General features: G+C 70.2%; 11 protein-coding genes, 1 tRNA gene and 2 rRNA genes (1 of these 14 only partly in view). 13 read left to right on the forward strand and 1 reads right to left on the reverse strand.

The features are described from left to right. The 13 genes from T8T21_RS12790 to T8T21_RS12850 form a co-directional block, all read left to right on the forward strand. A 23S ribosomal RNA gene (locus T8T21_RS12790) occupies positions 1–1,073 on the forward strand; it begins 1,762 nt to the left of the window's first position. 189 nt (positions 1,074–1,262) lie between these two features. Further along, positions 1,263–1,377 (forward strand): 5S ribosomal RNA (rrf, locus tag T8T21_RS12795). A gap of 91 nt (positions 1,378–1,468) precedes the next feature. After that, positions 1,469–1,545 (forward strand) — tRNA-Met (locus T8T21_RS12800). A gap of 835 nt (positions 1,546–2,380) precedes the next feature. Beyond that, complete coding sequence (locus T8T21_RS12805; protein ID WP_322335851.1) at positions 2,381–3,103, forward strand: sugar transferase; 723 nt, start codon at positions 2,381–2,383, stop codon at positions 3,101–3,103. Positions 3,104–3,221: 118 nt separating this feature from the next. Beyond that, positions 3,222–4,607 carry a hypothetical protein gene (locus T8T21_RS12810; RefSeq protein WP_322335852.1) on the forward strand — a complete coding sequence of 462 codons (1,386 nt, stop codon included), beginning with the start codon at positions 3,222–3,224 and terminating at the stop codon, positions 4,605–4,607. Then, positions 4,604–6,517, forward strand: a complete 1,914-nt coding sequence (locus tag T8T21_RS12815) for a calcium-binding protein (protein WP_322335853.1) — start codon at positions 4,604–4,606, stop codon at positions 6,515–6,517. The genes T8T21_RS12810 and T8T21_RS12815 overlap by 4 nt, the downstream gene beginning before the upstream one ends. Further along, positions 6,514–7,350, forward strand: a complete 837-nt coding sequence (locus T8T21_RS12820) for a glycosyltransferase (RefSeq protein WP_322335854.1) — start codon at positions 6,514–6,516, stop codon at positions 7,348–7,350. Before T8T21_RS12815 ends, T8T21_RS12820 begins: the two co-directional genes overlap by 4 nt. Next, positions 7,347–8,717 carry an oligosaccharide flippase family protein gene (locus T8T21_RS12825; RefSeq protein ID WP_322335855.1) on the forward strand — a complete coding sequence of 457 codons (1,371 nt, stop codon included), beginning with the start codon at positions 7,347–7,349 and terminating at the stop codon, positions 8,715–8,717. Before T8T21_RS12820 ends, T8T21_RS12825 begins: the two co-directional genes overlap by 4 nt. A gap of 92 nt (positions 8,718–8,809) precedes the next feature. Further along, a complete protein-coding gene (locus T8T21_RS12830) occupies positions 8,810–15,052 on the forward strand; it encodes a type I polyketide synthase (protein ID WP_322335856.1) in 6,243 nt (2,080 codons plus the stop codon). A gap of 6 nt (positions 15,053–15,058) precedes the next feature. Next, complete coding sequence (locus tag T8T21_RS12835; RefSeq protein ID WP_322335857.1) at positions 15,059–16,027, forward strand: glycosyltransferase family 2 protein; 969 nt, start codon at positions 15,059–15,061, stop codon at positions 16,025–16,027. Then, positions 16,024–20,571: a MupA/Atu3671 family FMN-dependent luciferase-like monooxygenase gene (locus tag T8T21_RS12840; RefSeq protein WP_322335858.1), complete on the forward strand. Its 4,548-nt coding sequence runs from the start codon at positions 16,024–16,026 to the stop codon at positions 20,569–20,571. The genes T8T21_RS12835 and T8T21_RS12840 overlap by 4 nt, the downstream gene beginning before the upstream one ends. Then, entirely contained in the window at positions 20,564–21,268 is a 705-nt protein-coding gene (locus tag T8T21_RS12845) for a 4'-phosphopantetheinyl transferase family protein (RefSeq protein WP_322335859.1), read from the forward strand. The genes T8T21_RS12840 and T8T21_RS12845 overlap by 8 nt, the downstream gene beginning before the upstream one ends. A 73-nt stretch (positions 21,269–21,341) precedes the next feature. After that, complete coding sequence (locus T8T21_RS12850; RefSeq protein WP_322335860.1) at positions 21,342–22,619, forward strand: GumC domain-containing protein; 1,278 nt, start codon at positions 21,342–21,344, stop codon at positions 22,617–22,619. On the opposite strand, the gene T8T21_RS12855 is transcribed toward T8T21_RS12850, so the two are convergent. Then, positions 22,616–23,554: a CpsD/CapB family tyrosine-protein kinase gene (locus tag T8T21_RS12855; RefSeq protein ID WP_322335861.1), complete on the reverse strand. Its 939-nt coding sequence runs from the start codon at positions 23,552–23,554 to the stop codon at positions 22,616–22,618. The two genes, T8T21_RS12850 and T8T21_RS12855, sit on opposite strands and share 4 nt — an antisense overlap. Between the last annotated feature and the right edge of the window lie 20 nt (positions 23,555–23,574).

The raw sequence follows: 23,574 nt of genomic DNA on the forward strand, positions 1-23,574 counted from the left end.
TCGCAAGACGACGTATAGGGTCTGACGCCTGCCCGGTGCCGGAAGGTTAAAAGGAGAGGTGCAAGCCTTGAATTGAAGCCCCGGTAAACGGCGGCCGTAACTATAACGGTCCTAAGGTAGCGAAATTCCTTGTCGGGTAAGTTCCGACCTGCACGAATGGCGTAACGACTTCCCCGCTGTCTCCAACATCGACTCAGCGAAATTGAATTGCCGGTCAAGATGCCGGCTTCCCGCGGTTAGACGGAAAGACCCCATGCACCTTTACTACAGCTTCACACTGGCATCAGGATTGCGATGTGCAGGATAGGTGGTAGGCTTTGAAGCGGGAACGCCAGTTCCCGTGGAGCCTCCCTTGAGATACCACCCTTCGCACTCTTGATGTCTAACCGCGGTCCGTCATCCGGATCCGGGACCCTGTGTGGCGGGTAGTTTGACTGGGGCGGTCGCCTCCCAAACAGTAACGGAGGCGCGCGAAGGTTGGCTCAGAACGGTCGGAAATCGTTCGTCGAGTGCAATGGCATAAGCCAGCCTGACTGCAAGACTGACACGTCGAGCAGAGTCGAAAGACGGCCATAGTGATCCGGTGGTCCCGAGTGGAAGGGCCATCGCTCAACGGATAAAAGGTACGCTGGGGATAACAGGCTGATACTGCCCAAGAGTCCATATCGACGGCAGTGTTTGGCACCTCGATGTCGGCTCATCTCATCCTGGGGCTGGAGCAGGTCCCAAGGGTATGGCTGTTCGCCATTTAAAGAGGTACGTGAGCTGGGTTTAGAACGTCGTGAGACAGTTCGGTCCCTATCTTCCGTGGGTGTAGGATACTTGAGAGGAGTTGCCCCTAGTACGAGAGGACCGGGGTGAACGATCCACTGGTGGACCAGTTGTCGTGCCAACGGCAGTGCTGGGTAGCTATGATCGGACAGGATAACCGCTGAAGGCATCTAAGCGGGAAGCCCCCCTCAAAACAAGGTATCCCTGAGGACCGTGGTAGACCACCACGTCGATAGGTCGGAGATGTAAGCGCAGCAATGCGTTCAGTTGACCGATACTAATGGTCCGATAGGCTTGATCCGATCCAGAAACAGCAAGGCTGGATCCGAAAGCATACACAATCAAGGAAATGTACGACGACCTGGAACACCGCTCCCCCCAATCGGGGCAGGGCGGCTGATATGGTGACCTCCCCCCAAGCGACGCGACAGGCCACACCGGCCTCGAGCAGCGCCCCGCGCGGCAGGCCACCGAAGATGTTCTTTTCTCGGTCTGGTGGCCATAGCACGAGCAAAACACCCGATCCCATTCCGAACTCGGCCGTTAAGTGCCGTTGCGCTGATGGTACTGCGTCTCAAGACGTGGGAGAGTAAGTCACCGCCAGACCTAGTAAAGAACATCCCACATTCTCTCTGACACGATGCCAGAACCGATCCGGCCTCAAGCAGCGCTCCGCGCAGCAGGCCAAACATCCTGTCGCGGGATGGAGCAGCCCGGTAGCTCGTCAGGCTCATAACCTGAAGGTCGCAGGTTCAAATCCTGCTCCCGCAACCAGTTCAAACGCCCCCCGGCTCAAGCCGCGGGGCGTTTCGTTTTGGGGCAGGCCGAATGGCGGGGCGGCCAGCTTCAATGCCGAGCTCCTGATGTAGATGCCCGCAGTCGAACCCTCGATGGCGCCGCCTCCCTTGAGCCTCCTGAGCCGCCATCGAAGGCGCTGATGCAATGCTCTGTCCCGACTTGACCAGTGTAGGGTGGAGTAACGTCGTCCATACCGGCTGTTCGCATCCGCTGATGGAGCAAGCCTAGAACCGAGGCCTCCGGATCTGGGAGCCTATCGCCGTCGCGTTTCGCACAATGCTGCCGAACCTGCGATCAAGCATGGCGGTAGCGTGTCGATGGTTTGAAAGGACCAGCGATTCGCTGGTGCAGCTCTCTCACCAGAATGAACAATTTGCAGCTGTATTGTGGGATTGTTTCTGCTGCTGGGGCTGGAAAACCTGCTGCCGAAGTTACGCTGCGTTGGCATCACATCCTTGCCATAATGGTGTCTCGCTTTCGAAACTTCGGCATAGGCCGTGGCGCATTGGGAGGGGGGCGGGTTTCCGAAGTGGAATTATTCCCCCTAGCATCCTCCAACCTTTTCCCATTCAGCGCCAATACGGCGTGAGCGCTCTGGCGCTTGGAGGAGGCGCTTTGCCTGCGGGGCGGAAAATTGCCCTGAAAACGGCGATTTGGTGGCGGGGATCGGCCTGTTTCGCGACGGCCGGTTTTGACGATTGCAGCCCATGTTTTAATTTCGGGCAAGGCGGCGCTCCGAATTGTCGGAGACGACCGCCGCAGCCTGCGTCCCGAGCGCAGCAGTGGCGAAGGGCCGGAAATGACGATGACGATGAGCGAGACCGGACGGACCGAAGGCAGGGCACTGGCGAAGGACATATTGATGGCCGGCCGCTCCGGCGACCGAGCCGGTCGCACCGCGCGTCTGGTCGCGGCGTCGCCGCTGGAAGGGTTCTACCGGCACCGCGCCAAGCGCTGGGTCGATCTCGCGCTCACGCTGCTGGCCATCCTGCCGGTCAGCCTGCTGATCGGCGTCATCGCTGCGCTGGTCGCGCTGGAGGGCGGGCGGCCCTTCTACCTGCAGCCGCGGGTCGGCCGCGATGGCCGGGTGTTCCGTATGATCAAGATCCGGACCATGGTGCGCGACGCCGAAGCTGCGCTGGAGCGGCACTTGGAGACCGATCCGGACGCCCGCCAGGAGTGGGATCACCACCAGAAACTGCGCCACGATCCCCGCGTGACCCGGCTCGGCCGGTTCCTGCGGCGCAGCTCCCTCGACGAGCTGCCGCAATTCTTCAACGTGCTGCGCGGCGACATGACCCTCGTGGGTCCGCGCCCCTTCATGCCGGGCCAGCAACACTTCTATCCCGGCACCGAGTATTACCGGATGCGTCCGGGTATCACCGGCTTCTGGCAGACCTCGGTCCGCAACGAGGCGAGCTTCGTGCAGCGGGCGACCTATGACCGCAGCTATTACCAGGCGCTCTCGCTGCCGACGGATCTGCGGGTCCTGCTGCGCACCGCGCGGGTGGTCTGGCGCGGCAGCGGGCAGTGATGCTCGCAGCGCGCAACGACACTCTTGGGTTCGTGTCCGGCTAAGGCCATCTTGGCGTCATCGCCATGCCGCCAAGAGATGAGAGCGGCTGAGGCACACAGGCTGGACGGACCGCTGCATGCCCAACGCCATCGCCTCGATCGCCCTGATGGGCTGGCCGCTGGCTACGCTGGCGCTGTTCCTGCGCCTGCGGCCCGGCATGGCCTTGGTGGCGAGTTTGCTGGCCGGCTACCTCCTGCTGCCACCGCTGCCGGCGGAGTTCGATCCGCCGATGCTGCCTTCGCTCAACAAGGAGACGATCCCCAGCCTGTCGGTGCTGGTCATCGCCTTGGCGCTGCGCCGGGTCAGCCCACGCGAGTTGCTGCCGCGCCATCCGCTGATGCTGGGGGCGCTGGCGGTGTTCCTGTTCTCACCGGTCATGACGGTGATGACCAACACCGACCCGCTCCGCTTCGGCGTCATGGAGCTCCCGGCGCTGCGGCTCGTCGAGGTGCCAGGCATCGTCATCCGTCAGGCGCTCCTCGTGGGGCCGTTCCTGCTGGCGCGGGCGCTGTTGCGACGGGAGGAGGATCACCGGATGCTCCTCTGGGCCCTGGTCATGGGCGGCCTGGCCTACACGCTGCCGATCCTGCTGGAGGTGCGGCTCAGCCCGCAGCTCAACACTTGGATCTACGGCTACTTCCAGCACAGTTTCAGCCAGATGATGCGGGGCGACGGGTTCCGGCCGATCGTGTTCCTCTATCACGGTCTCTGGGTGGCCTTCTTCGTGGCCATGGCGGTGCTGGCGGCGATCGGCCTCGCGCGCGAGGGGCAGGGCCCCTGGGCCGTCTGGAGCTGGGGCGTGGCCGGACTGCTGGGGATCGTGCTGCTGCTGTGCAAGTCACTGGCGGCGATCATCTACACGGCGGTGCTGGCGCCCGTGCTGGCGCTGACGCCCCGGCGGATACAGCTCTTGGCGGCGGCGGGCATGGCCGCGCTATCGCTCGGCTATCCGCTCCTCAAGGGGGGCGACCTGGTGCCGCAGGGGCAATTGCTCGAGTGGGCCGGATCGGTCAGCGCCGACCGCGCCCAGTCGCTCGGCTTCCGCTTCGACAATGAGGACGTGCTGCTGGAGCGGGCCTGGGAGCGGCCGGTGTTCGGTTGGGGCATCTGGGGGCGCAACCTGCTTTATGACCGCGATTCCGGGCGGACGACGACGGTCACCGATGGCCGCTGGCTGATTGTGATCGGCGTGTTCGGTTGGGCCGGCTACCTCGCCGAGTTCGGGCTACTGGCCTTCCCGGTGCTGGCGCTGTGGTTCGGCAGCGGGCGCGCGCCGCCGGGACCGGCTACGGCGACGCTGGCGGTGATCCTCGGCATGAACCTCGTCGATCTTCTGCCCAACGCGACGCTCACACCGCTGACCTTTCTTGCGGCGGGGGCAGTGCTGGGGATGGTCGAGACGATGGCGGCGGTCGGTCGACGGCACCGACCCGTCCCCGAGCCGATCCGGACCATCCTGTGATCCGGTCCGGCCTTCTGCCGGCGATGCTCGCCGCCCTCCTGCTGCTGGCCGCGCAGGCGGTGCCGTCACGGGCCGCGCCCCTTCTGGGCATGAACCTTGCCGGGATATCCGACTGGTCGACCGAACATCCCTTTATCGACCTGATGAAGACGGCGCGGCCCTGGATCGGGCATCTGCCCGGGCAGTGGGGCGGCATCGAGGCGGAGGAAATGGTCGCGCAGGGCCACGTCGATCGCGGCGGGACGCTGCTGTCGATCCCGGAGGGCGCGCGCCATGCAGGAACGCTGGTCCTTACCGATCAGCCCGAAGCGGCGACGTCCCTCGCCGGGCGCTACGTGCTGCGCCATCAAGGTCGGGGCGAGATCGACGTGGCCGGGCGCGCCCGCAACGTCGCCCGCGCGCCGGGCGAGATTCGTTTCGACTACACCCCGGGGCCAGGCGCGGTCGAGATCGAGGTGACACGGATCGATCCTGCCGATCCCCTGCGGGCGATCAGCGTGGTGCGGGAGGACCGGCTCGCCCATGCCGCGGCCGGGGCGCTGTTCAACCCCGACTGGCTCGCCCGGATCTCGGGGCTGCGGGTGCTGCGTTTCATGGACTGGATGGAGACCAACGGCTCCGATCTGCGGAGCTGGGCCGACCGGCCCCGACCGGATGATCAGGGCTGGACCCGGGGCGTGCCGGTCGAGGTGATCGCAAGGCTCGTCAACGAGGTCGGCGCCGACCCATGGGTGACGCTGCCGCACATGGCCGATGACGACTATGTCCGGCGTTTCGCGACGACGATGCGCGAGGCGCTCGATCCACGCTTGAAGGTGCATGCGGAGTGGTCGAACGAGGTCTGGAATTTCGGTTTCGTACAGGCGGGCTGGGCGCAGGAGCAGGCGCAGGCGCTCTGGGGTGATGCGGCCCCCGGCGACGCCTGGATGCAATATGCGGGCCACCGCGCGGCGCAGGTTGCCGATATCTGGCACGAGGTCTTTGCCGAAGATCCCGGCAGGCTGGTGCGGGTCTTCGCCACCCAGACCGACTGGCCCGGGCTGGAAATCTCCGCCCTCGAGGCGCCGCTCTGGGTCGCCTCGGGCGCCCCTCCGCCTGCCGAGAGCTTCGACGCCTATGCCGTGACCGGCTATGTCGGCCAGGACATCGGGGCCGATGACGGGCTGGCCGAGCTGCGCCGTCGCATGGCGAGTGGCACGGCGGTGGGCTGGGCACGCGAAAGGATCGCCGCGGATGTCGCGGAGCTGACCGACAGTTACTGGCCCCATCACGCCGAAGCGGCGGCGCGATATGGTTTGCGGCTGCTGATGTATGAGGGCGGCCCCCATCTCGTCGCCGGGGCCGAGGCGCGCGACGACGCAGCGGTGACCGGCTTTCTGGCCGATCTGTCCTATGCGCCGGAGATGGCCACGCTGATCGACGATCTGGTGGCGGGGTGGCGCGCAGCCGGCGGCACACTCGCGACCGCCTATCTCGATGTCGCCGCCCCCTCGCGCTGGGGCAGCTGGGGCAACCTGCGGCATCTGGACGATTCCACCGCGCGCTGGGACGCCTGGATGCGCGCCAACGCCCAAGGCCCGGACTGGGAGGAGCGCGCGCCCGGCACCTTCGCTGATGGCGTGACGCTCGTCGGTGGCATGCCGGCCGAGCGGCTGGTCGGCACCCCCGAGGAGGACGTCCTGCTCGGCGGCGGTGGCGATGACGAGATCCATGCCGGGCCGGGCGACCGGGTCGATGGCGGGCCGGGGCGCGATATCGTTCTGCTTCCCGAGGCGTTGCGTGCGGCGCCGGTGACGTGGCAGGACGGGCGGCTGGCGATCGGGGCGGGGGCGGCGCTGCTGCTGCTGGCCGGGGTAGAGGAGATCGCATATGGAGAGGGACCGCCGATCGCCACGGAGACATTGCCATGACCGGCGCGCCGCTCGAGATTCTGATCCCTGCCAATAACGAAGCCGCGCAGATCGGCGCCTGCCTCGCCGCGCTGGCCGAGAGCACGCCTGTGCCCGGACCGGTCGGGGTCACGGTGATCGCCAATGGCTGCCATGACGACACCGCCGCGCGGGCCCGTGCCGCCACTGCGCAGATGGCGGCGCGGGGTTGGACCCTGCGGGTGATCGAGCTGCCCGTCGGAGGAAAGATCGCCGCGCTAAATGCCGGGGAGGCAGGCCTGCCCGACACCGCGATCCGCGCCTATCTGGATGCCGACGTCACCGTCTCGCCGCCGCTGATGGCGCTGATCCACGCGGCGCTCGACCGCGCCACGCCGTTCTATGCCAGCGGTCGGCCTCGGATCACCGGCCGGGGCAGGGTGGCGCGCGCCTATGCCCGGCTCTGGGCGCAGTTGCCCTTCATGGCCCATGGCGTGCCGGGCTGCGGTCTCTTCGCCGTCAGCCCGGCGGGCCGGGCCCGTTGGGGCGCCTTTCCCGAACTGATCTCGGATGACGGCTTCGCCCGCCTGAACTTCGCCCCCGAGGAGCGGGTCGCGGTGCCCGCCGATTACGACTGGCCGGTGGCCGAAGGCTTCGCCGCGCTGTGGCGGGTGCGGCGGCGGCAGGATGCCGGCATGGCCGAAATCGCCCGGCACCACCCCGACATGATGACGCGCGAGGGCAAACCGCCCTTGGGTGCAGCGGGTGCGGCACGGCTGGCGCTGCGCGACCCCGTGGGCTTTGCGGTCTACGGCGCGGTCGCGTTCGGCGTGCGACTTGCCCCCGCGCCGCGCGGTTGGAGCCGCGGGCGTTGAGCGCGGCGCTGCTGGGACGGTTGCGCTCGGGAGGGATCGGCGCGCGGGCGCTGCGCTCGGCGGCGATCATGATCGCGGGGTTCGGTACGGGTCAGCTGCTGCGGCTCGCCTCGAACCTGATCCTGACCCGGCTGCTGTTCCCCGAGGCTTTCGGCGTGATGGCGATCGTCATGGTGTTCATGATGGGCCTCGCCATGTTCTCAGATGTCGGAATCTCCCCCGCCATCATGCAGAGCAGGCGCGGCGACGACCGCGATTTCCTCGATGCCGCCTGGACGATCCAGGTCGGGCGCGGCGTCGCGTTGTGGGTCGCGGCGCTGCTGCTCGCCGCGCCGGTGGCGCATTGGTACGACGCGCCAATGTTGAACTGGTACCTGCCGGTCGCGGCACTGGCGCTGATCGTCAACGGCTTCAACCCCACCAAGCTCGAGAGCGCGCACCGGCATCTGCGCGCCGGGCGGGTGACGCTGATCGAGCTGGCCACGCAGGCCACGCAGATCGTTTTCGGGCTGCTGCTGGCCTGGGCCTGGGGCTCGGTCTGGGCGCTGGTGGTCTCCGGGCTGATCGGCGCGCTGGCGCAGCTGGTCTACCTGCACCTGTTCCTGCCCGGCCCCCGCAACCGCTTCCGGCTGGAGCCCGCCGCGGCGCGCGAGCTGGTCTCGTTCGGCAAGTGGATCTTTCTCTCCACCGTCGCAGGCTTCGCATTGGCCCAGAGCGACCGGGTGCTGATCGGCGGCTATTTGTCGCTGTCGGATTTCGGCGTCTACAACATCGGCCTGTTCCTCGCGAGCTTTCCGATGATGCTGGGCCAGATGGTGACGCGCCGAGTGTTGATCCCGGTCTACCGCGACAGCCCGCCCGCCAAGAGCGCCGCCAATTTCGCACGGCTGCGCCGCCTCAGGACGCTGGCGACCGCCGGGCTGCTGGCCGCGGTCGCGGTGCTGGCGCTCGCGGGTGTCTGGCTGATCGAGGTGATGTATGACGACCGCTACGCGATGGCGGGGGGCGTGGTGGTGCTGGTGTCTGTGATGCAGATCCCGGTGCTGATCGGCCTCACCTATGATCAGGCGGCCCTCGCCTCGGGGCGCTCCCGGCACTTCTTCGTGCTGCAGGCCACACGCGCGGCGTTGACCGTGGCCGGTCTGTGGCTCGGCCTGGCCTGGGGCGGGCTGCTGGGCGGGCTGCTGGGGCAGGGCCTGGCCTATCTCCTCGCCTACCCGGTGCTCGTCTGGGTGGCGCGCCGCGAACGGGCCTGGGATCCGCTCCACGACGTCTTTGCCGCGTTGGCAGGGGGGCTTATGGCATTGCTGGCGCTCACGGCGAACTGGCCCGCCATCATGACATTGGTTAGCATCTCCGCAGGCTGACACACGCCCCGGCAGAACCGGCGCGTGGTCGGAAAACTGCCGTATTCGGGCACGACACTGGCGGTATCCAACAACACGACGGAGTGCGGATCATGGCGGGGGCCGGCGATCTGGAATTGGGCGATATCGCGATCACCGGCATGGCCGTGGACCTGCCCGGCGCCGGCACGCTCGACGCGTTCTGGGAGATGCTGCGCAAGCGCCGCAGCGCGATCCGTCGCCTGACCCCCGAGGAGATGGCGCGGGCCGGTGCCGATACGGCCGGCCCCGACCACGTGCCTTACGGCGCGCCGCTCGACAGCTTCGACAAGTTCGACGCGGGCTTCTTCGGGCTGAGCCCGCGTGATGCCGCGATCATGGACCCGCAGCACCGCCGCTTCATCGAGACCGCTTGGGCCGCGCTCGAGAATGCCGGCCACGTGCCCGAGCATTTCGACGGTGCGATCGGCGTCTATGCCGGATGCGGCCCGAATGAGTACTTCAACCACAACGTCATGGCCAACGCCGCTCTGGTCGAAAGCGCCGGTCCTTTCCTGTTGCGCCACACCGGCAACGACAAGGATTTCCTGGCGACCCGGCTGGCGCACATGCTCGACCTGACCGGCCCGGCCGTGTCGGTGCAGACCGCCTGCTCGACCTCGCTGGTGGCGGTGCACATGGCCGCGCAGGCGCTGTTGACCGGCGAATGCGACATGGCGCTGGCGGGGGGCGTCACGATCCTTTCGGGACAAGGGCGGGGCCATCGCTGGCGCGAGGGAGATATCCTGTCGCCCGACGGGCAATGCCGGGCCTTTGATCACCGTGCCGCCGGAACGGTCTTCGGCTCTGGCGCGGCGGCGGTGGTGCTGCGCCGGCTCGAGGATGCCCTCAACGACGGCGATCACGTATGGGCGGTGCTGAAGGGCAGCGCCATCAACAATGACGGCTCCCGCAAGGCCAGCTATCTCGCCCCTTCGGTCGAGGGGCAGGCGCGCGCGGTCGCGGCGGCGCTGCGGGTGGCCGGGGTCGGGGCGGAGAGCCTGGGCTTCGTGGAGTGCCACGGCACCGGCACGCCGCTCGGAGACCCGATCGAGGTCGCGGCGCTGACCCGAGCCTTCCGCGAAACGACCGACCGCGCCGGGTACTGCCGGATCGGCTCGGTCAAGACCGGGATCGGCCATACCGACACCGCTGCAGGCGCGGCCTCGCTGGTCAAGGCGGCGCTGGCGCTGCATCACCGGACAATCCCCGGCATGCCCCATTTCGAGGCAGCGAACCCGGCATTGGCGCTCGAGGGGTCGCCCTTCGAGGTGGCGGCGGAGACGGTGCCTTGGCCACACGGCGCCGCGCCACGCCGCGCCGGGGTCAATTCGCTCGGCGTCGGCGGGACCAACGCCCATGCGGTTCTGGAGGAAGCGCCCGCACGCGCCCCGGCCACAGAGAGCGACTGGCCGTTCCAGCTGATCCGGGTCTCGGGCCGCAGCCGCGCCGCGCTTCAGGCCACTGCAGCGCAGCTTGCGGCGCATCTGCGGGCTCATCCGGAGCAGCCACTGGCCGACGTGGCCCATACGCTGGCCACCGGCCGGCGCGCCCTGCGCCATCGCCGGGTGCTGTTGGCCGACAGCCACGAAGAGGCGGCAAGGCTTCTCGAGGCGGGCGGTGCGGTGCAGGAGGCGCAGGCAGCGCCCGAGATCGTCTTCATGCTGCCCGGCGGCGGCGCGCAGCAGCCCGGCATGGGCCACGACCTCTACGAGACCGAGCCGGTGTTCCGCGACTGTATGGACCGGGGCTTTGCCGCCATGGGCTCGGCAGGGGCCGAGCTTCGGGAACTGTGGGCCGCGGCACCCGGCGAGGAAGCCGAAGCTGCAGCGGCCGCGCTGCGCAGGCCGTCGCGGCAACTGCCGCTGCTGATGATCGTCACGCATGCGCTGGCTCAGCTCTGGATCGGCTGGGGCGTGCGGCCCGATCGGCTGATCGGTCACTCGATGGGCGAGAACCTGGCGGCGGTGCTGGCCGGGGTGATGTCCTTCGAGGAGGGGCTCGGGCTGGTGCGGTTGCGCGGCGCGCTGTTCGAGGAAACCGCGCCGGGCGCGATGCTCTCGGTACCGCTCACCCCCTCGGATCTGCGCGCCGAACTCGGCCCCGATCTCGACATCGCGGCGATCAACGCGCCGGAGCTTTGTGTGGCATCCGGCCCGGTGGCAGCGATCGAGGCTCTGGCGGAGCGGCTCGCCACGCGTGGCATCGAAACGCGCCGGGTGCCGATCGAGGTGGCCGCCCACAGCCGGCTGCTCGACCCGATCCTGCCGCGCTTCGAGGCGCATCTGCGCGACATGACGCTGTCGCCGCCACGGATACCGATCGTTTCGAACCGCAGCGGCGTTCCTCTCACCGACGCCGAAGCGACCGATCCGGCCTACTGGGTCGGGCATCTGCGCCACATGGTGGATTTCGACGCCGGTCTCCACGGGATGGGCGACGGGCCCCGGATCTGCATCGAGATGGGATCCGGGGGCATCCTCGGCGCCTTGGCCGCGCTGCAGCCCGGGATCGGCGCGGGACGGGTGCTGCCGGGGCTGCGCCCGGCGCAGGAGCCTGGCTCCGAAGATCGCTGGATGATCCTCGCGCTGGGGCGGCTCTGGGCGATGGGCGGTTGGTTCGACGAGGCGCAGCTCGCCGGTGAGGGGCGCCGCCGCCTGCCGCTGCCCGGCTATGCCTTCGAGCGGGAGCGCCACTGGGTCGAACCCGACGCCGCGCCCGGCCGTATCGCCGCCCCGGCCAAGGCGGAGCCCGTACGCGAGGATGACATCGCGCGCTGGGCCTGGCAGCCCGGCTGGCGGCGGCGCTACCCCGATGGGAATTTCGAGGCGGGCGGTGACCTGGCGGCGCTGCCGCCCGAGACCTGGCTGGTGCTGCGCGACGAGACCGGGCTGGGCGACGCGCTGGTCGCACGGCTGCGCGCGGGTGGGCACCGCGTTGCCACCGTGGTGGCGGGGCCAAACGAGCTGCGGCGCGGCCCCGAGGACTGGCAGGTGCCGGTCGGGGCCGGTGAGGCGCCATTCGCCCGGCTGGTCGCGGCGCTGGAGCGCGAGGGAATGCTGCCCGACCGAGTGCTGCATCTGTGGACGGTGACCGGCTCCGGCGCCCCCGGTCTTGCCGCCTTGCATGTGCAGGCGATGCAGGAGCGCGGCTACTGGAGCCTGCTGCACCTCGCCCGGGCCTGGCACGCGGCGCAGGGCGACCGACCGCTGCGCCTCGTCACCGTCAGCAGCGATGCCCAGGCGGTGACGCCGCAGGAGCGGCCGGACCCGGCCAAGGCGACGCTGGCCGGGCCCGCGATGGTGATCGGCCGCGAATTGCCGGGGATCGGGCTGTCCTGGCTCGACATCTCCGCACCGAGCCGCGCCAACCGCGCGGCGCTGGCCGAGGCGGTTCTGGAAGAAGCCTTCGCCGCGCCCGAACCGGCGCCGGTGAGCTGGCGCAACGGGGTGCGGCGCCGGCGGGAGCCGCTCCGCGCGACATTGCCGGAAACGCCCGATCTGCCGCTGCGACCCGGCGGCGCGGTGCTGATCACCGGCGGGCTGGGCGGCATCGGTCTGACCTTGGCCGAAACCCTGGCGCGCGACTGGCAGGCGGGGATCGCGCTGGTGTCGCGCCGGACCCTGCCGCCGCGCGCCGACTGGCCGGGTCTGGCGGCGGGCGGTGCCCGTCAGGCGGAACTGTTGCGTGCGCTGCTCCGGCTGGAGGCCATGGGCGCGCGGATCGAAGTGCTGCGCGCCGACGTCACCGACCCCGAGGAAATGCGCGAGGCAGTTGCCGAGGCCGAAGCCCGGCTCGGGCCGCTCAGCGGCGTGATCCACGCCGCCGGGCGCCTCGACGACGCGCCGGTGCTTGGCCGTTCGCCGGAGGCGAGCGAGGCGGTGATCGGGCCCAAGCTGCAGGGGCTGATGGTGCTCGATACGCTGTTCCCGGACGGTCGGCTCGACTGGATGGCGCTTTGTGCCTCCAGCTCCGGCTGGACCCTCCCGGCGGGGCAGGCCGACTATGTCGCCGCCAACGCCGCGCTCGACGCCTGGGCGCAGCGCCGCGCGGGCGGCGCGACGCGGGTGGTGGCGATCGATTGGGGCGCCTGGGCCGACACCGGCATGGCCGCCGCATCGCAAAGGGCGGCGGAGCCGGTCGAAGAGGGCGAGGCCCTGGTGTTGCCGATGCTGGATCGGCGCAGGGACGAGGCGAATGGCGAGACGGTCCTGACCGCCCGCTGGAGCCCCGCTTCGCGGTGGTTCCTCGACCAGCACCGGACGCGGGCGGGCGACGCGCTGCTCCCCGGCACAGGCCATGCCGAATTGCTCGCCGAGGCGGCGCAGGCGCTGGGGCTCGCGCCGGTCGCCGTGCAGGATCTGCGTTTCCTCGCGCCGCTGCGCTGCCCCGATGCGGGCGTGACGCGGTTGCGGCTGCGGATCGGCGGGGGTGAGGAGATGCGGCCGGTAGAGATCGAGGCCGCGCCGCCCGGCGAGGATTGGCAGGTGATGGCGACCGCGCAGCTCGGCAGCCATGCCAAGGCGCGCGGCCGGCTCGATCCGGAGGCCATCGCGGCCCGGCTTCCGGCCCCCGAGGCGTTGGCGCTGCCGCAGGAGGCGCATCTCGATTTCGGTGCCCAGTGGCGGGTCACCGGCGAGGCGCGGCTGGGTCAAGGCGAAGGTCTGGCGCGGCTGCGGCTGCCGCCGGGGTCCGAGACCGGCATGGCGCTGCATCCGGGTCTTCTGGACATCGCCACCGGTTGGGCGATCTCTCTGATCGACGGCTATGATCCGGCGCGGTTCTGGGTGCCGGCGGGATACGGGACGCTGCGGCTGCATGCGCCGCTGCCGACCGAAATCCTGAGCCATGTCCGGCTGACCGGCCAGGACGATGGCGCAGCGCGGTTCGACGTCGTGCTGGCGACGCCCGAAGGGCAGATCTGCGCCGAAATCGAAGGATTCGCGCTGCACCGTCTCGCAGGCGAATTGCGCTTCGCGACCGCCGCGCAAGCACAGGCGGGGCCGGTGCAGCCGCCTGAAATCCGGCTCGGCATCCGTCGCGCCGAGGGCGGGCGCGCTTTCATTGCCGCGATGGGCGCGGGCCTGCCGCAGATCGCGATGACCGCGCTGCCGCTGCCCGACCTGATCGCGGCGCAGGAAACGGCCCCGCCGCTCCCGGTCATCGCGGTGCCCGAAACGGCAGTGCTGCAGCCCGAGGCCGGGTTCGAGACAGAGACCGAGGCCCGGCTTGCCAAGCACTGGACCGCATTGCTGGGCGTGGAGGGGATCGGCCCCGATGACAGTTTCTTCGACCTCGGGGGGCATTCGCTGACGGCGGTGCGGCTGTTCGCGGCGATCCGGCGAGAAACCGGCACGGCGCTGCCGATCTCGGCGCTGTTCGAGACGCCGACGATCCGCGGTCTCGCCGCCCGGCTCGATGCGAAGTCCCTGAACCCCGCAAGCCCGGCTGCCCCGGCGCTGGTGGCGGTGCCCGAGAGCCATACCCATCTCGTGCCGCTGGGACGGGCCGGGACCGGCATGCCGTTCTATGTGGCGGCGGGCATGTTCGGCAACGTGATGAATCTGCGGCACCTGGCGCAGCATCTGGGGGCCGACCGCCCGGTCTGGGGGTTGCAGGCGCGAGGTGTCGCGGGCGATGCCGCGCCGCATGACAGCTTCGAGGATGCGGCTCGCGACTGCCTGGCCGAGATGAAAAAGGTGCATCCCGGCGGGCCCTGGATGATCGGCGGGTATTCCGGTGGCGGCATCACCGCCTTCGAGATGGCGCGGCAATTGCAGGCGGCGGGCGAAGAGGTCGCCGCGGTGATGCTGCTCGATTCGCCGCTACCGGTTCGGCCGACGCTGAGCCTGCGCGACCGGCTGGCGATCCAGGCGATCGAGTTGCGCCGGGCCGGCCCGCTCTACCCGGCGCTCTGGGCCGGGCGGCGGCTGCGCTGGGAGATCGACCGCCGTCGCTATGGCCGCGAGGCTGGGACACCGGCGGCGAGCGAGGCCGAGGCCGCGGTCGAGAACGCTTTCTACGCGGCCTCGGCCGCCTATGAGCTGCGGTGCTGGGACGGCCCGCTGACCCTGTTCCGCCCGCCGCTCACGGGTCGCTGGCGCCTGCCGGGCGGGCGATTGGTCAACATCGATCGCCGTTACGTAATCGAGGATAACGGCTGGCGCCGGTGGGCGCCAAATCTGGACGTGGTAGAAGTGCCGGGCGACCATGACAGCATGGTGCTCGAACCTAATGTCCGGGCGCTGGCCGCGCGCATTCGGACGCGGCTCGCGGCGCTCGATCCGGGCGGACCACGACTTCAGGCGGCGGAGTGACGGTTGATGACGCGACTACTGACGGTGATCCTCAACTGGCGCACGCCCGACATGACGCTGCGCGCGGCGCGCAGTGCGCTCGTCGCGATGCAGGAAATCTCGGGCGAGATCCTGATCGTCGACAATGATTCCGGCGACGGCTCGGAAGAGCGGATGCGCGAAGGCATCGCCGCCAATGGCTGGTCGGAGCGGGTGCGGCTGATCCAGTCCGGGCATAACGGCGGCTTCGGCGCCGGCAACAATGTCGGCATCTGCGCCGGCTTCGCCGATGGCGGGCGGCCCGACTTCGTCTACATCCTCAACTCCGACGCCTTTCCCGAACCGGAAGCGATCGCGGCGCTGCTCGCGCATATGGATGCGCATCCGAATGTCGGGCTGGCGGGCAGCCTGGTCAACGACCCCGACGGCACGTTGCATCTCGCCGCCTTCCGATTTCCCTCGCTCTTGTCGGAGATCGAGGGACCGCTGCGCTTCGGCCCGGTGTCGCGGCTGCTGGCGCGTTACCGGGTCTGGATGGACGTGCCTGCCCAGACCGGCCCGGTCGACTGGGTGTCGGGAGCGAGCCTGATGATCCGCTCCGAGCTGCTCGACGAGATCGGATTCTTCGATGAGACCTTCTTCCTCTATTTCGAGGAGACGGATCTGTGCCGGCGCGCCCGCGATGCCGGCTTTGAGACCCATTTCGTACGCGAGAGCCGGGTCGAGCATATCGGCTCGGTCTCGACCGGCATGGGCGACTGGGCCCGGGTGCCGCAATACTGGTTCGATTCGCGGCGGCACTATTTCCGCAAGCATCACGGCGCGGGCGGTGCCGTGGCGGCGACCCTGCTGCACGCGGCCGCGGCGGGCCTGCATCGGCTGCGCTGTCGCCTGATGGGCCGCGACCCCGGCGATCCGCCGCATTACCTGCGCGATCTTCTGCGCCACGAACTGCGTCATTGGCGGCGAGCAGACAGCGGGGGGGCGCCCGCATGAGCGCGCGTATTGCCCTGATCGGTGACAGCGCGCTGACGCTGGAGGCCGCGCGGCAGGCGCGCGAGGCCGGCTTCCAGCTTGCCGTCGTGGCCAGCCGCCATGCCGGGACACGGGACTATGCCGAGGCCCATGCCGTTCCGCTGCACGACCCCGATCGGCTCGACACGCTGCCCGAGGGCATCGACTGGTTGCTCAGCGCCGGCAATGTCGCGCTGCTGCCCGAAGCGGTTCTGCGGCGGTTCAAGGCGGGAGCGATTAATTTCCACGACGGCCCGTTGCCCGAGCGGCCCGGCCGCAACGCCCCGGCCTGGGCGCTGATCGAAGGTGCGCGCAGCCACGCGATCACCTGGCACCTGATGACCACCGGGGTCGATGCCGGCGACATCCTGCTGCGCCAGGGGATCGAGATCGCTTCGGATGAGACCGCGCAGAGCCTGAACGCGCGCTGCTTTGCAGCCGCGGTAGAGACGTTGCCTGCGCTGTTCGCGCAGATGCGTCACGGCCTGCGGCCGCGCCCGCAGGCCGGAACCCCGGGCCGCCTGCACCGCGCGGCCGACCGTCCCGCCGCTGATGGCCTGATCGACGGGCGCGGGCCGATCAACAGGGCCGAGCGGTTGGTGCGTGGGCTCGACCATGGCGACCATCCCAATCCGCTATGCCGGGCCAAGATCGCGACTGCGTCGGGGCTACTGCTGATCGGCGGGGCGCGGGTCCTGGAAACAGGGCCGCCATCCCAGCCGCCCGGCACGATCCGGGCCGTGCGGGATGACGCGCTCGAACTGGTATTCGAGGACGGGGTGCTGGCGCTGACCGGGCTACGCCGTCTTGATGGCGGTGTCCCGGCGCTGCCCGAGGTCGGCGACAGGCTGCCCGCCATTTCCGATCCGGACGGGCTTACCGCCCGGATGGCCGGGATCGCGCGGCACGAGCCGCATTGGCGCGCGGCGCTCGAGGCGCTGAAGCCGGTGCCGATGCCGGGATTGCGGACGCAGGGGCGCGCAGTGCCAGACGCCCCGGAGGAGATCCTTGAGATCCCCGACCTGCCCGGAACGCCGGCCCTGCGCGCCGCGGCCTGGGCGTTGCTGGCGGCCCGGCTCGACGGTGCCGCGCTGGCTTTGGTCCTGCCATCGAACGACCCGCACCTGTCGGACTGGTTGCCGCTCGACGCCGCCCTCTGCCCGGAAGAGACCTTCGCCGATCTCGCCTCTCGACTACAGGCGCAGGCTGATGCGGCGCGCGCCATGGGCGGCTTTGCCGCCGACCTTCCGACCCGGCTCGGTGGGCCGGTGACGCCCCCGACCTTCGCGCTGGGCGCGGGGCTGCGCGGCGGGGCGGTGCTGGGCTTCGATCCCGAGAGCGGCCTGCTCCGGGCCAAGGCAGGGGCGCTGCTGCCGGGCGTGATCGACCTGTTGGCGGCGCGGCTCGCGGCGCTCTTGGCGGCCGATCCGCAGGCGCTCTGTGACGACCTGCCCGCGCTGTCAGAGACCGAGCGTGCGCTGGTGCTGACGGATTGGAACGCCACCAAGGGGCCCGTGCCCGGCGGCACGCTCCACGCCGCCGTCGCGGCGCAGGCGGCCCGCACGCCCGACGCCGTGGCGGTCATCTCGGGCGAGACGCGCCTCACACATGCCGAGCTGGAGGCGCGGGCCAGCCGCATGGCCCATGTGCTGCGCGACATGGGCGCCGGTCCGGGCACCCGGGTCGGGCTGCACCTGCGCCGCTCCGCGGAGATGGTGGTGGCGGCGCTGGCGGTGCTGAAGTCCGGCGCCGCCTATCTGCCGCTCGATCCCGGCTACCCGGAGGAGCGTTTGGCGCTCTATCTCGAGGACAGCGCGGCGGCGCTGGTGATCACCGAAGCGGCGATCGCGGACAAACTGCCGCCGGGCGAGGCGCGACAACTGCGTCTCGACGATCCGCGCATCGCCGCCGCCCCCGACACCCCGCCGGAGGAGACCGCCACGGCCGAGGATCTGGCCTATCTGATCTATACCTCCGGCTCCACGGGCCGGCCCAAGGGCGTGATGATCGAGCACCGGCAGGCGATGAATTTCCTCGCCGGAATGGATGAGAGGGTGCCGCAGACGCCGGGCGACATGATGCTCGCGGTCACCTCGATCTCCTTCGACATCTCGGTGCTGGAGCTCTTCTGGACGCTGTCGCGCGGTCTGGGGGTGGTGATCCAGGGCGAGGCCGAACGCCTGCTGACGGCGGCCGAGGCGCCGCCTGCCAAGGCGGACGGGCCGGCGATCAGCCTGTTCTACTGGGGCCACGAAGAGAGCGATACGGGCGACTACGCCCTGCTGCTCGATGGTGCGCGCTTTGCCGATGCGCATGGGTTCGAGGCGGTCTGGACACCCGAGCGGCATTTCCACGGCTTCGGCGCCGCCTATCCCAACCCGGCGGTGACCGGGGCAGCGGTGGCAGCCGCCACCACGCGCATCGCGGTTCGTGCCGGCAGCTGCCTCGCGCCGCTGCATCACCCGGCCCGCATCGCCGAGGACTGGGCGGTGGTCGACCGCCTGTCGGGCGGCCGGGCCGGGATCGCGCTGGCGGCCGGCTGGCAACCCGACGATTTCGTGCTGCGGCCCGAGGCGGCGCCGCCGGCCCACCGGGCGGCGTTGCACGACGCCGCCGACGCGGTGCGCCGTCTGTGGCGCGGCGAGGCCGTGGCCTTTCCCGCCCCCGGTGGCGGGATGCGCGAGGTAGCGACCCGTCCGCGCCCGGTCTCGGCCGAGCTGCCGCTATGGATCACGGTGGCGGGCAACCCCGAGAGCTGGCGTGAGGCAGGGCGGATCGGGGCCAACGTATTGACGCATCTGCTGGGCCAGAGCCTCGATGAACTCGAGACGAGGATCGGCGAATGGCGCGAGGCCCTGCGCATGGCAGGACATGACCCGGCCACACGCCGCGTGACGGTGATGCTGCACGCGTATCTCGACGAGAGCCGCTCGGCGGCGCGGGCGGCGGTGCGGGCGCCGATGCTGGAGTATCTGCGGTCGGCCACCGGGCTGATCGCGCAGCACGCCGCCGCCTTCCCAGCCTTTCGCGCCAATGGCGGCACGGCGCCGGAAGCACTCTCGCCCGAGGAGGAGGCGGCGGTGCTCGACCATGCCTTCGAGCGGTATTTCGAGGCACATGGCCTGTTCGGCACCGTTGATGACGCGCGCGAGAAGCTCGCGCGGCTTGGGGCGCTGGGCGTGGACGAGGTCGCCTGCCTGATCGATTTCGGCCTTGCGCCCGAGCGGGTGATGGCGGCGCTGCCGCGGCTGGCCGAGCTGGTACCGCGGGCCGCCGAGCCGGGCGACGCCATGCCCGATCCGGACGACCTCTCCATCGCCGCGCAGATACGGCGGCACGGGATTACCCATCTGCAATGCACGCCGTCGATGGCGCGCATGCTGTGCGCCGATCCCGGCAGCCGTGCCGCTCTGGGCCGGCTGCGCCACATGCTGGTCGGCGGCGAGGCGCTGCCCGCGACGCTGGCCGCCGATCTGCGCACCGCCGGCGTGCCCAACCTCCTGAACATGTACGGCCCGACCGAAACCACCGTCTGGTCGACCAGCGCCACGGTCTCGCCCGAGATGCCCGCGGCGGTGATCGGCACGCCGATCCTCAACACCGTGACCTATGTGCTCGACGCCGAGATGCAGCCCTGTCCGATCGGGGGCGAGGGCGAGCTGTGGATCGGCGGGGCCGGCGTGGCGCGCGGCTACTGGCAGCGGCCGGAGCTGACCGCCGAGCGCTTCCAGCCCGATCCCTTCCGGCCCGGCGAGCGGATCTACCGTACCGGCGACCTGGCGCGTTGGCGGGCGGACGGGCGGTTGGAATTCGGCGGCCGGGCCGACGGGCAGATCAAGCTGCGCGGCCACCGTATCGAACTGGGCGAAGTCGAGGCGGTGCTCGATTCGCTGTCGGGTCGCGGGCCCTGCGTGGCGATGCTGCGCGAGGACAGCCCCGGCGACGCGCGCCTTGTCGCCTATGTCGAAAGCCCGGAGCCGGTCGACGAGGCCGGGCTGCGCGCCGCGATGGCGGCCCGGCTGCCGGCGATCATGGTGCCCGCGCGGATCGTCGCACTGGCGCGCTTTCCTCTCACCCCCAACCGCAAGACCGACCGCAAGGCGATGCCACCGCCATCGCCACAGAAGGGGCACAGAGCTGCCGAAGACACAGTGTCCATGCGCGCGCCAGTCGCCCCTGTCCGCCAGCCTCGGCCCGGCGGGGCGCTCGACGCCGTGGCCGCGATCTGGCGCGAGTTGCTCGGTGTAGAGCGAGTGACCGCCGAAGACAGTTTCTTCGATCTGGGCGGGCATTCGCTGCTCGCCGTGCAGGCGCATCGCGAGATCCGCGACCGGCTCGGCGTGCCGGAGCTGAGGGTCACCGATATCTTCGGCCTGCCGCGTCTGGGCGATCTGGCTGCCCGGATCGAGGCGGCACTGGTGCCGGCGGCCGCGCCGGAGCAGGCGTTCACCGATCAGGCGGCCGCGCGCGCCGAGATGATGGCCCGGCGCCGCGCGCTCAGGGCGCGGCGTTGCGGCGATGCCTGAGATCGCGGCGCTCGCGGAGCAACTGTTCGGCCCCGGCGTCGCGGTCGTGGCTGTGGCTGTGGCCATCGGGTCCGGGGAGGCGCCTTGGCCCGAGGAAGCGGCGGCGGTGCGCCGCGCACGCCCCTCGCGTCAGGCGGAGTTCGCCGCTGGTCGCCACGCCGCACGGGCGGCGATGGTCCGGCTCGGCCTTCCGGCCCTCCCGGTGCCGCAAGCCGCTGATCGCGCGCCGGTCTGGCCCGCCGGGCTGCGCGGCTCGATCAGCCATGACGCCGATCTGGCGGTGGCGGCGGTGTCGCGGGGCGGGGCGGATCTCGGCCTCGATATCGAACCGGCGCAGCCCCTGGAGCCGGAGCTATGGGCGGAGATCGCCCTGCCGGGCGAGATCGAGGCGCTGGCGCCCCTGCCTGCCCTGTCGCGGGGCATGGCCGCGCGCCTGCTGTTCTGCGCCAAGGAAGCGGCCTACAAGGCGTGGTATTCCGGCGCGCGCGAGGTGATCGGCTTCGATGCGATGCGCATCGAGGTTGCGGGGGACCGGGTCCTTGCCTGGCCGCGGGCCGCTCGGGAGCCCCTCCGGGGCGGCTGGGGGATGGCCGAAGGGCGCTTCGTCGTGGCGATACGCAGCGTTCCCGGTTTCAAAGCCGGCAACACTGCGTTGATCGGGCAGGGGCCCATGGCCAGATGGCGGCCGGAAGGCTAGATTGTGGTTCGGGTGTGGCGGCAATGGGACCGACCCGGGCCATGGGCCCGGTGCGTTGGAATGGAGTAGGTCCATGGAATACCTCGCCTCGCTGCGCGATGTGCGCGGCGCGCTTCGCCGCCGGGCCTGGGCGATGGTCCTGGTCTGCGCGCTTGGAATCCCTTTCGTGCTCTGGTTCGCGCTGACGCGTCCGGAGAGCTACGAGGCGACGGCGGTGATCCAGATCGAAACGCCGCTGGTCGATGCCGGCTCGGACGCCGCGGCGATCGCCGATACCCAGCTCGACCTAATCGAGCAGCAGTTGATGGCGCGCGACACGATGCTCGGCCTCGCCGGGCGGTTCGATCTGTTCGGCGAACTCCCGCAGGGCGAGCGGCTGACGCAGATGCGCAAGGCGGTCGAGATCACCAAGCTGGTCGATCCGGCGCTGGCGTGGCGCCCCGAAACCGTGCCCTCGGGGCTGGCGATCACCGTCGAACTGGGCGACCCGCAGCGCGCCGCCGACCTTGCGAACGCGATCCTGGCCGAGATCGTCGCCTCGGCGCAGAGCCGGCGCGAGGGCCGGGCCACGCGGACGCTGGCCTTTTTCGAGGCGGAGGAGGCCAGGTTGAGCGAGGAGCTTGCCGCGCTCGAGGCCGCGTTCGCCCGTTTCCAGGAGGAGAACTTCGATTCGCTGCCGACCAGCGTTCCAGCGCAGCGCGATCAGCTGTCGCGACTTGTGGCGCAGCGGATCGACCTCGAGCAGCAGATCATCGCCTTCGAGACCAGCTCCGACCGGCTGCGCGAAGAAGAGACCGCCCGCCGCCGCAGCCTGCTCGAGCAGCAGCGCGCGCTGATCTCCGACAACATCGAGCGCCTCGAGACGGCGCTCGCCGCCGCGCCCGAGACCGAGCGGCGCTACAACGACTTTACCCGCCGCCGCGACCAGCTGCAGCAATCGCTCGCGGCAGTGACGGCGCGGCGTACCGAGGCGGCGATGGCGCAGCTGCTCGAAAGCCGCGACGAAACCACCCGTTTCGAGATCCTCGAAGAGGCGGTTCCGGCGGATTACGCCTCGTCCCCGTCACGCAGCAAGATCGCGCTCGCCGGCGGCATGGGTGTGCTGGTCGCGGCGCTGGCGCTGGCGCTCTCGCTGGAGGCGGTGAACCCCCAGATCCGTACCGCCGCGCAGATGGAGCGGGCGCTGGGCGTGCGGCCGGTGGTGGTGATCCCCGAGCTGGACCGGCGTCAGGCCCGTCGCCGGGCCCGTCAGGCACGGCGGCGCGAGGCAGGGCGGTTCCTGGGAATCTGGGGACGGCTGCGCCACGGGTTGCGCGGCTGGCGGCGGCTCGGCCGGACGCGTTCGGCCTAACCGGTCCCTGAGGCGCGCTCTTCCTCGGCGCGGTTGAGGATCATGCCGATGATCGGCTTGTCCTCGCCGATCCGGCGCACCGCTTCGCGCACCTGATCGGCGCTGTTGCGGCCGCTGCCGACAACCATCAGCACGCAGTCATAGCGGTCACGAAAGGCGGTCACGTCGTCATGGTTGAGGGCCGGCGGCAGGTCGAACAGCACCGCGTCGGGCGACAGCTCCTCCTGCAGCTGGTCGAGCACCGCCGCCGCCTTGGGGTCCTGCAGCAGCTCGGCCGGGTAGGCCTCGGCGCGGTCGTTGAGGCCGACGGCCAATCCGCCGATGCCGAGCGGGTTCTGGCCCACCCGCTGCAGCTGCGTCCCGGTCGAGGTGCCGCCGCGCAGCCATTCGGCGATCGGACCCGGCGCGGGCGTGCCGAGCACCTGCGCCAAGCCCGGCGCTCGCAGATCGAGATCGAGCAGCACGGTGCGGCGGTTCTCGTAGCGCGACAGCGCCACCGCGAGATTGGCGGCGGTGAAGGTCTTGCCACAGCCGCGCGTCGGCGAGGTGATCGCGACGCGCTTCCAGCCGTGTTCATCGAGCGCCTGCAGCAGCCGCGTGCGCAGCAGGTCGAAGGCGGCATGGGCCGGGTCGCGCCGGCTCGCGGTGATCACGAGGTTGGCCTCGAGCAGCGCCTCGTTGACCGGGATGCGCCGGAGGTTGCCCCACAAATCGTGCAGCTGCGGCAGCCGTACCTCGCCTTCGCCCAGCACCGCCGCGCGCAGCGCCCGGGTGGCGGGATCGGGTTGCGGCGTCGTCGCATCGGGTGGCGACGCGGGCGACTCCAGCGCCGCGATCCGGTCGAGCATCTCGGTGCGGGCCTCTGGCGCGAGTCGCCTGCGGCTGCCGCGCGTGTTGCCGTCCTTCATCTGCGCCTGTCCCATGGCCGCTGTCATCCGGCGCAGATTAGCGCGGA

It is taken from the genome of Limimaricola variabilis (assembly GCF_034371605.1).
In the GTDB taxonomy this organism is placed as follows: domain Bacteria; phylum Pseudomonadota; class Alphaproteobacteria; order Rhodobacterales; family Rhodobacteraceae; genus Limimaricola; species Limimaricola variabilis.

What these genes read in the sequence shown, in the direction of transcription:
- T8T21_RS12845 (WP_322335859.1), top strand. Translation starts at nt 20,564, where the DNA reads ATGCCTGAGATCGCGGCGCTCGCGGAGCAACTGTTCGGCCCCGGCGTC.
- T8T21_RS12805 (WP_322335851.1), top strand. Translation starts at nt 2,381, where the DNA reads ATGAGCGAGACCGGACGGACCGAAGGCAGGGCACTGGCGAAGGACATA.
- T8T21_RS12840 (WP_322335858.1), top strand. Translation starts at nt 16,024, where the DNA reads ATGAGCGCGCGTATTGCCCTGATCGGTGACAGCGCGCTGACGCTGGAG.
- T8T21_RS12850 (WP_322335860.1), top strand. Translation starts at nt 21,342, where the DNA reads ATGGAATACCTCGCCTCGCTGCGCGATGTGCGCGGCGCGCTTCGCCGC.
- T8T21_RS12855 (WP_322335861.1), bottom strand. Translation starts at nt 23,554, where the DNA reads ATGACAGCGGCCATGGGACAGGCGCAGATGAAGGACGGCAACACGCGC.
- T8T21_RS12835 (WP_322335857.1), top strand. Translation starts at nt 15,059, where the DNA reads ATGACGCGACTACTGACGGTGATCCTCAACTGGCGCACGCCCGACATG.
- T8T21_RS12830 (WP_322335856.1), top strand. Translation starts at nt 8,810, where the DNA reads ATGGCGGGGGCCGGCGATCTGGAATTGGGCGATATCGCGATCACCGGC.
- T8T21_RS12810 (WP_322335852.1), top strand. Translation starts at nt 3,222, where the DNA reads ATGCCCAACGCCATCGCCTCGATCGCCCTGATGGGCTGGCCGCTGGCT.
- T8T21_RS12820 (WP_322335854.1), top strand. Translation starts at nt 6,514, where the DNA reads ATGACCGGCGCGCCGCTCGAGATTCTGATCCCTGCCAATAACGAAGCC.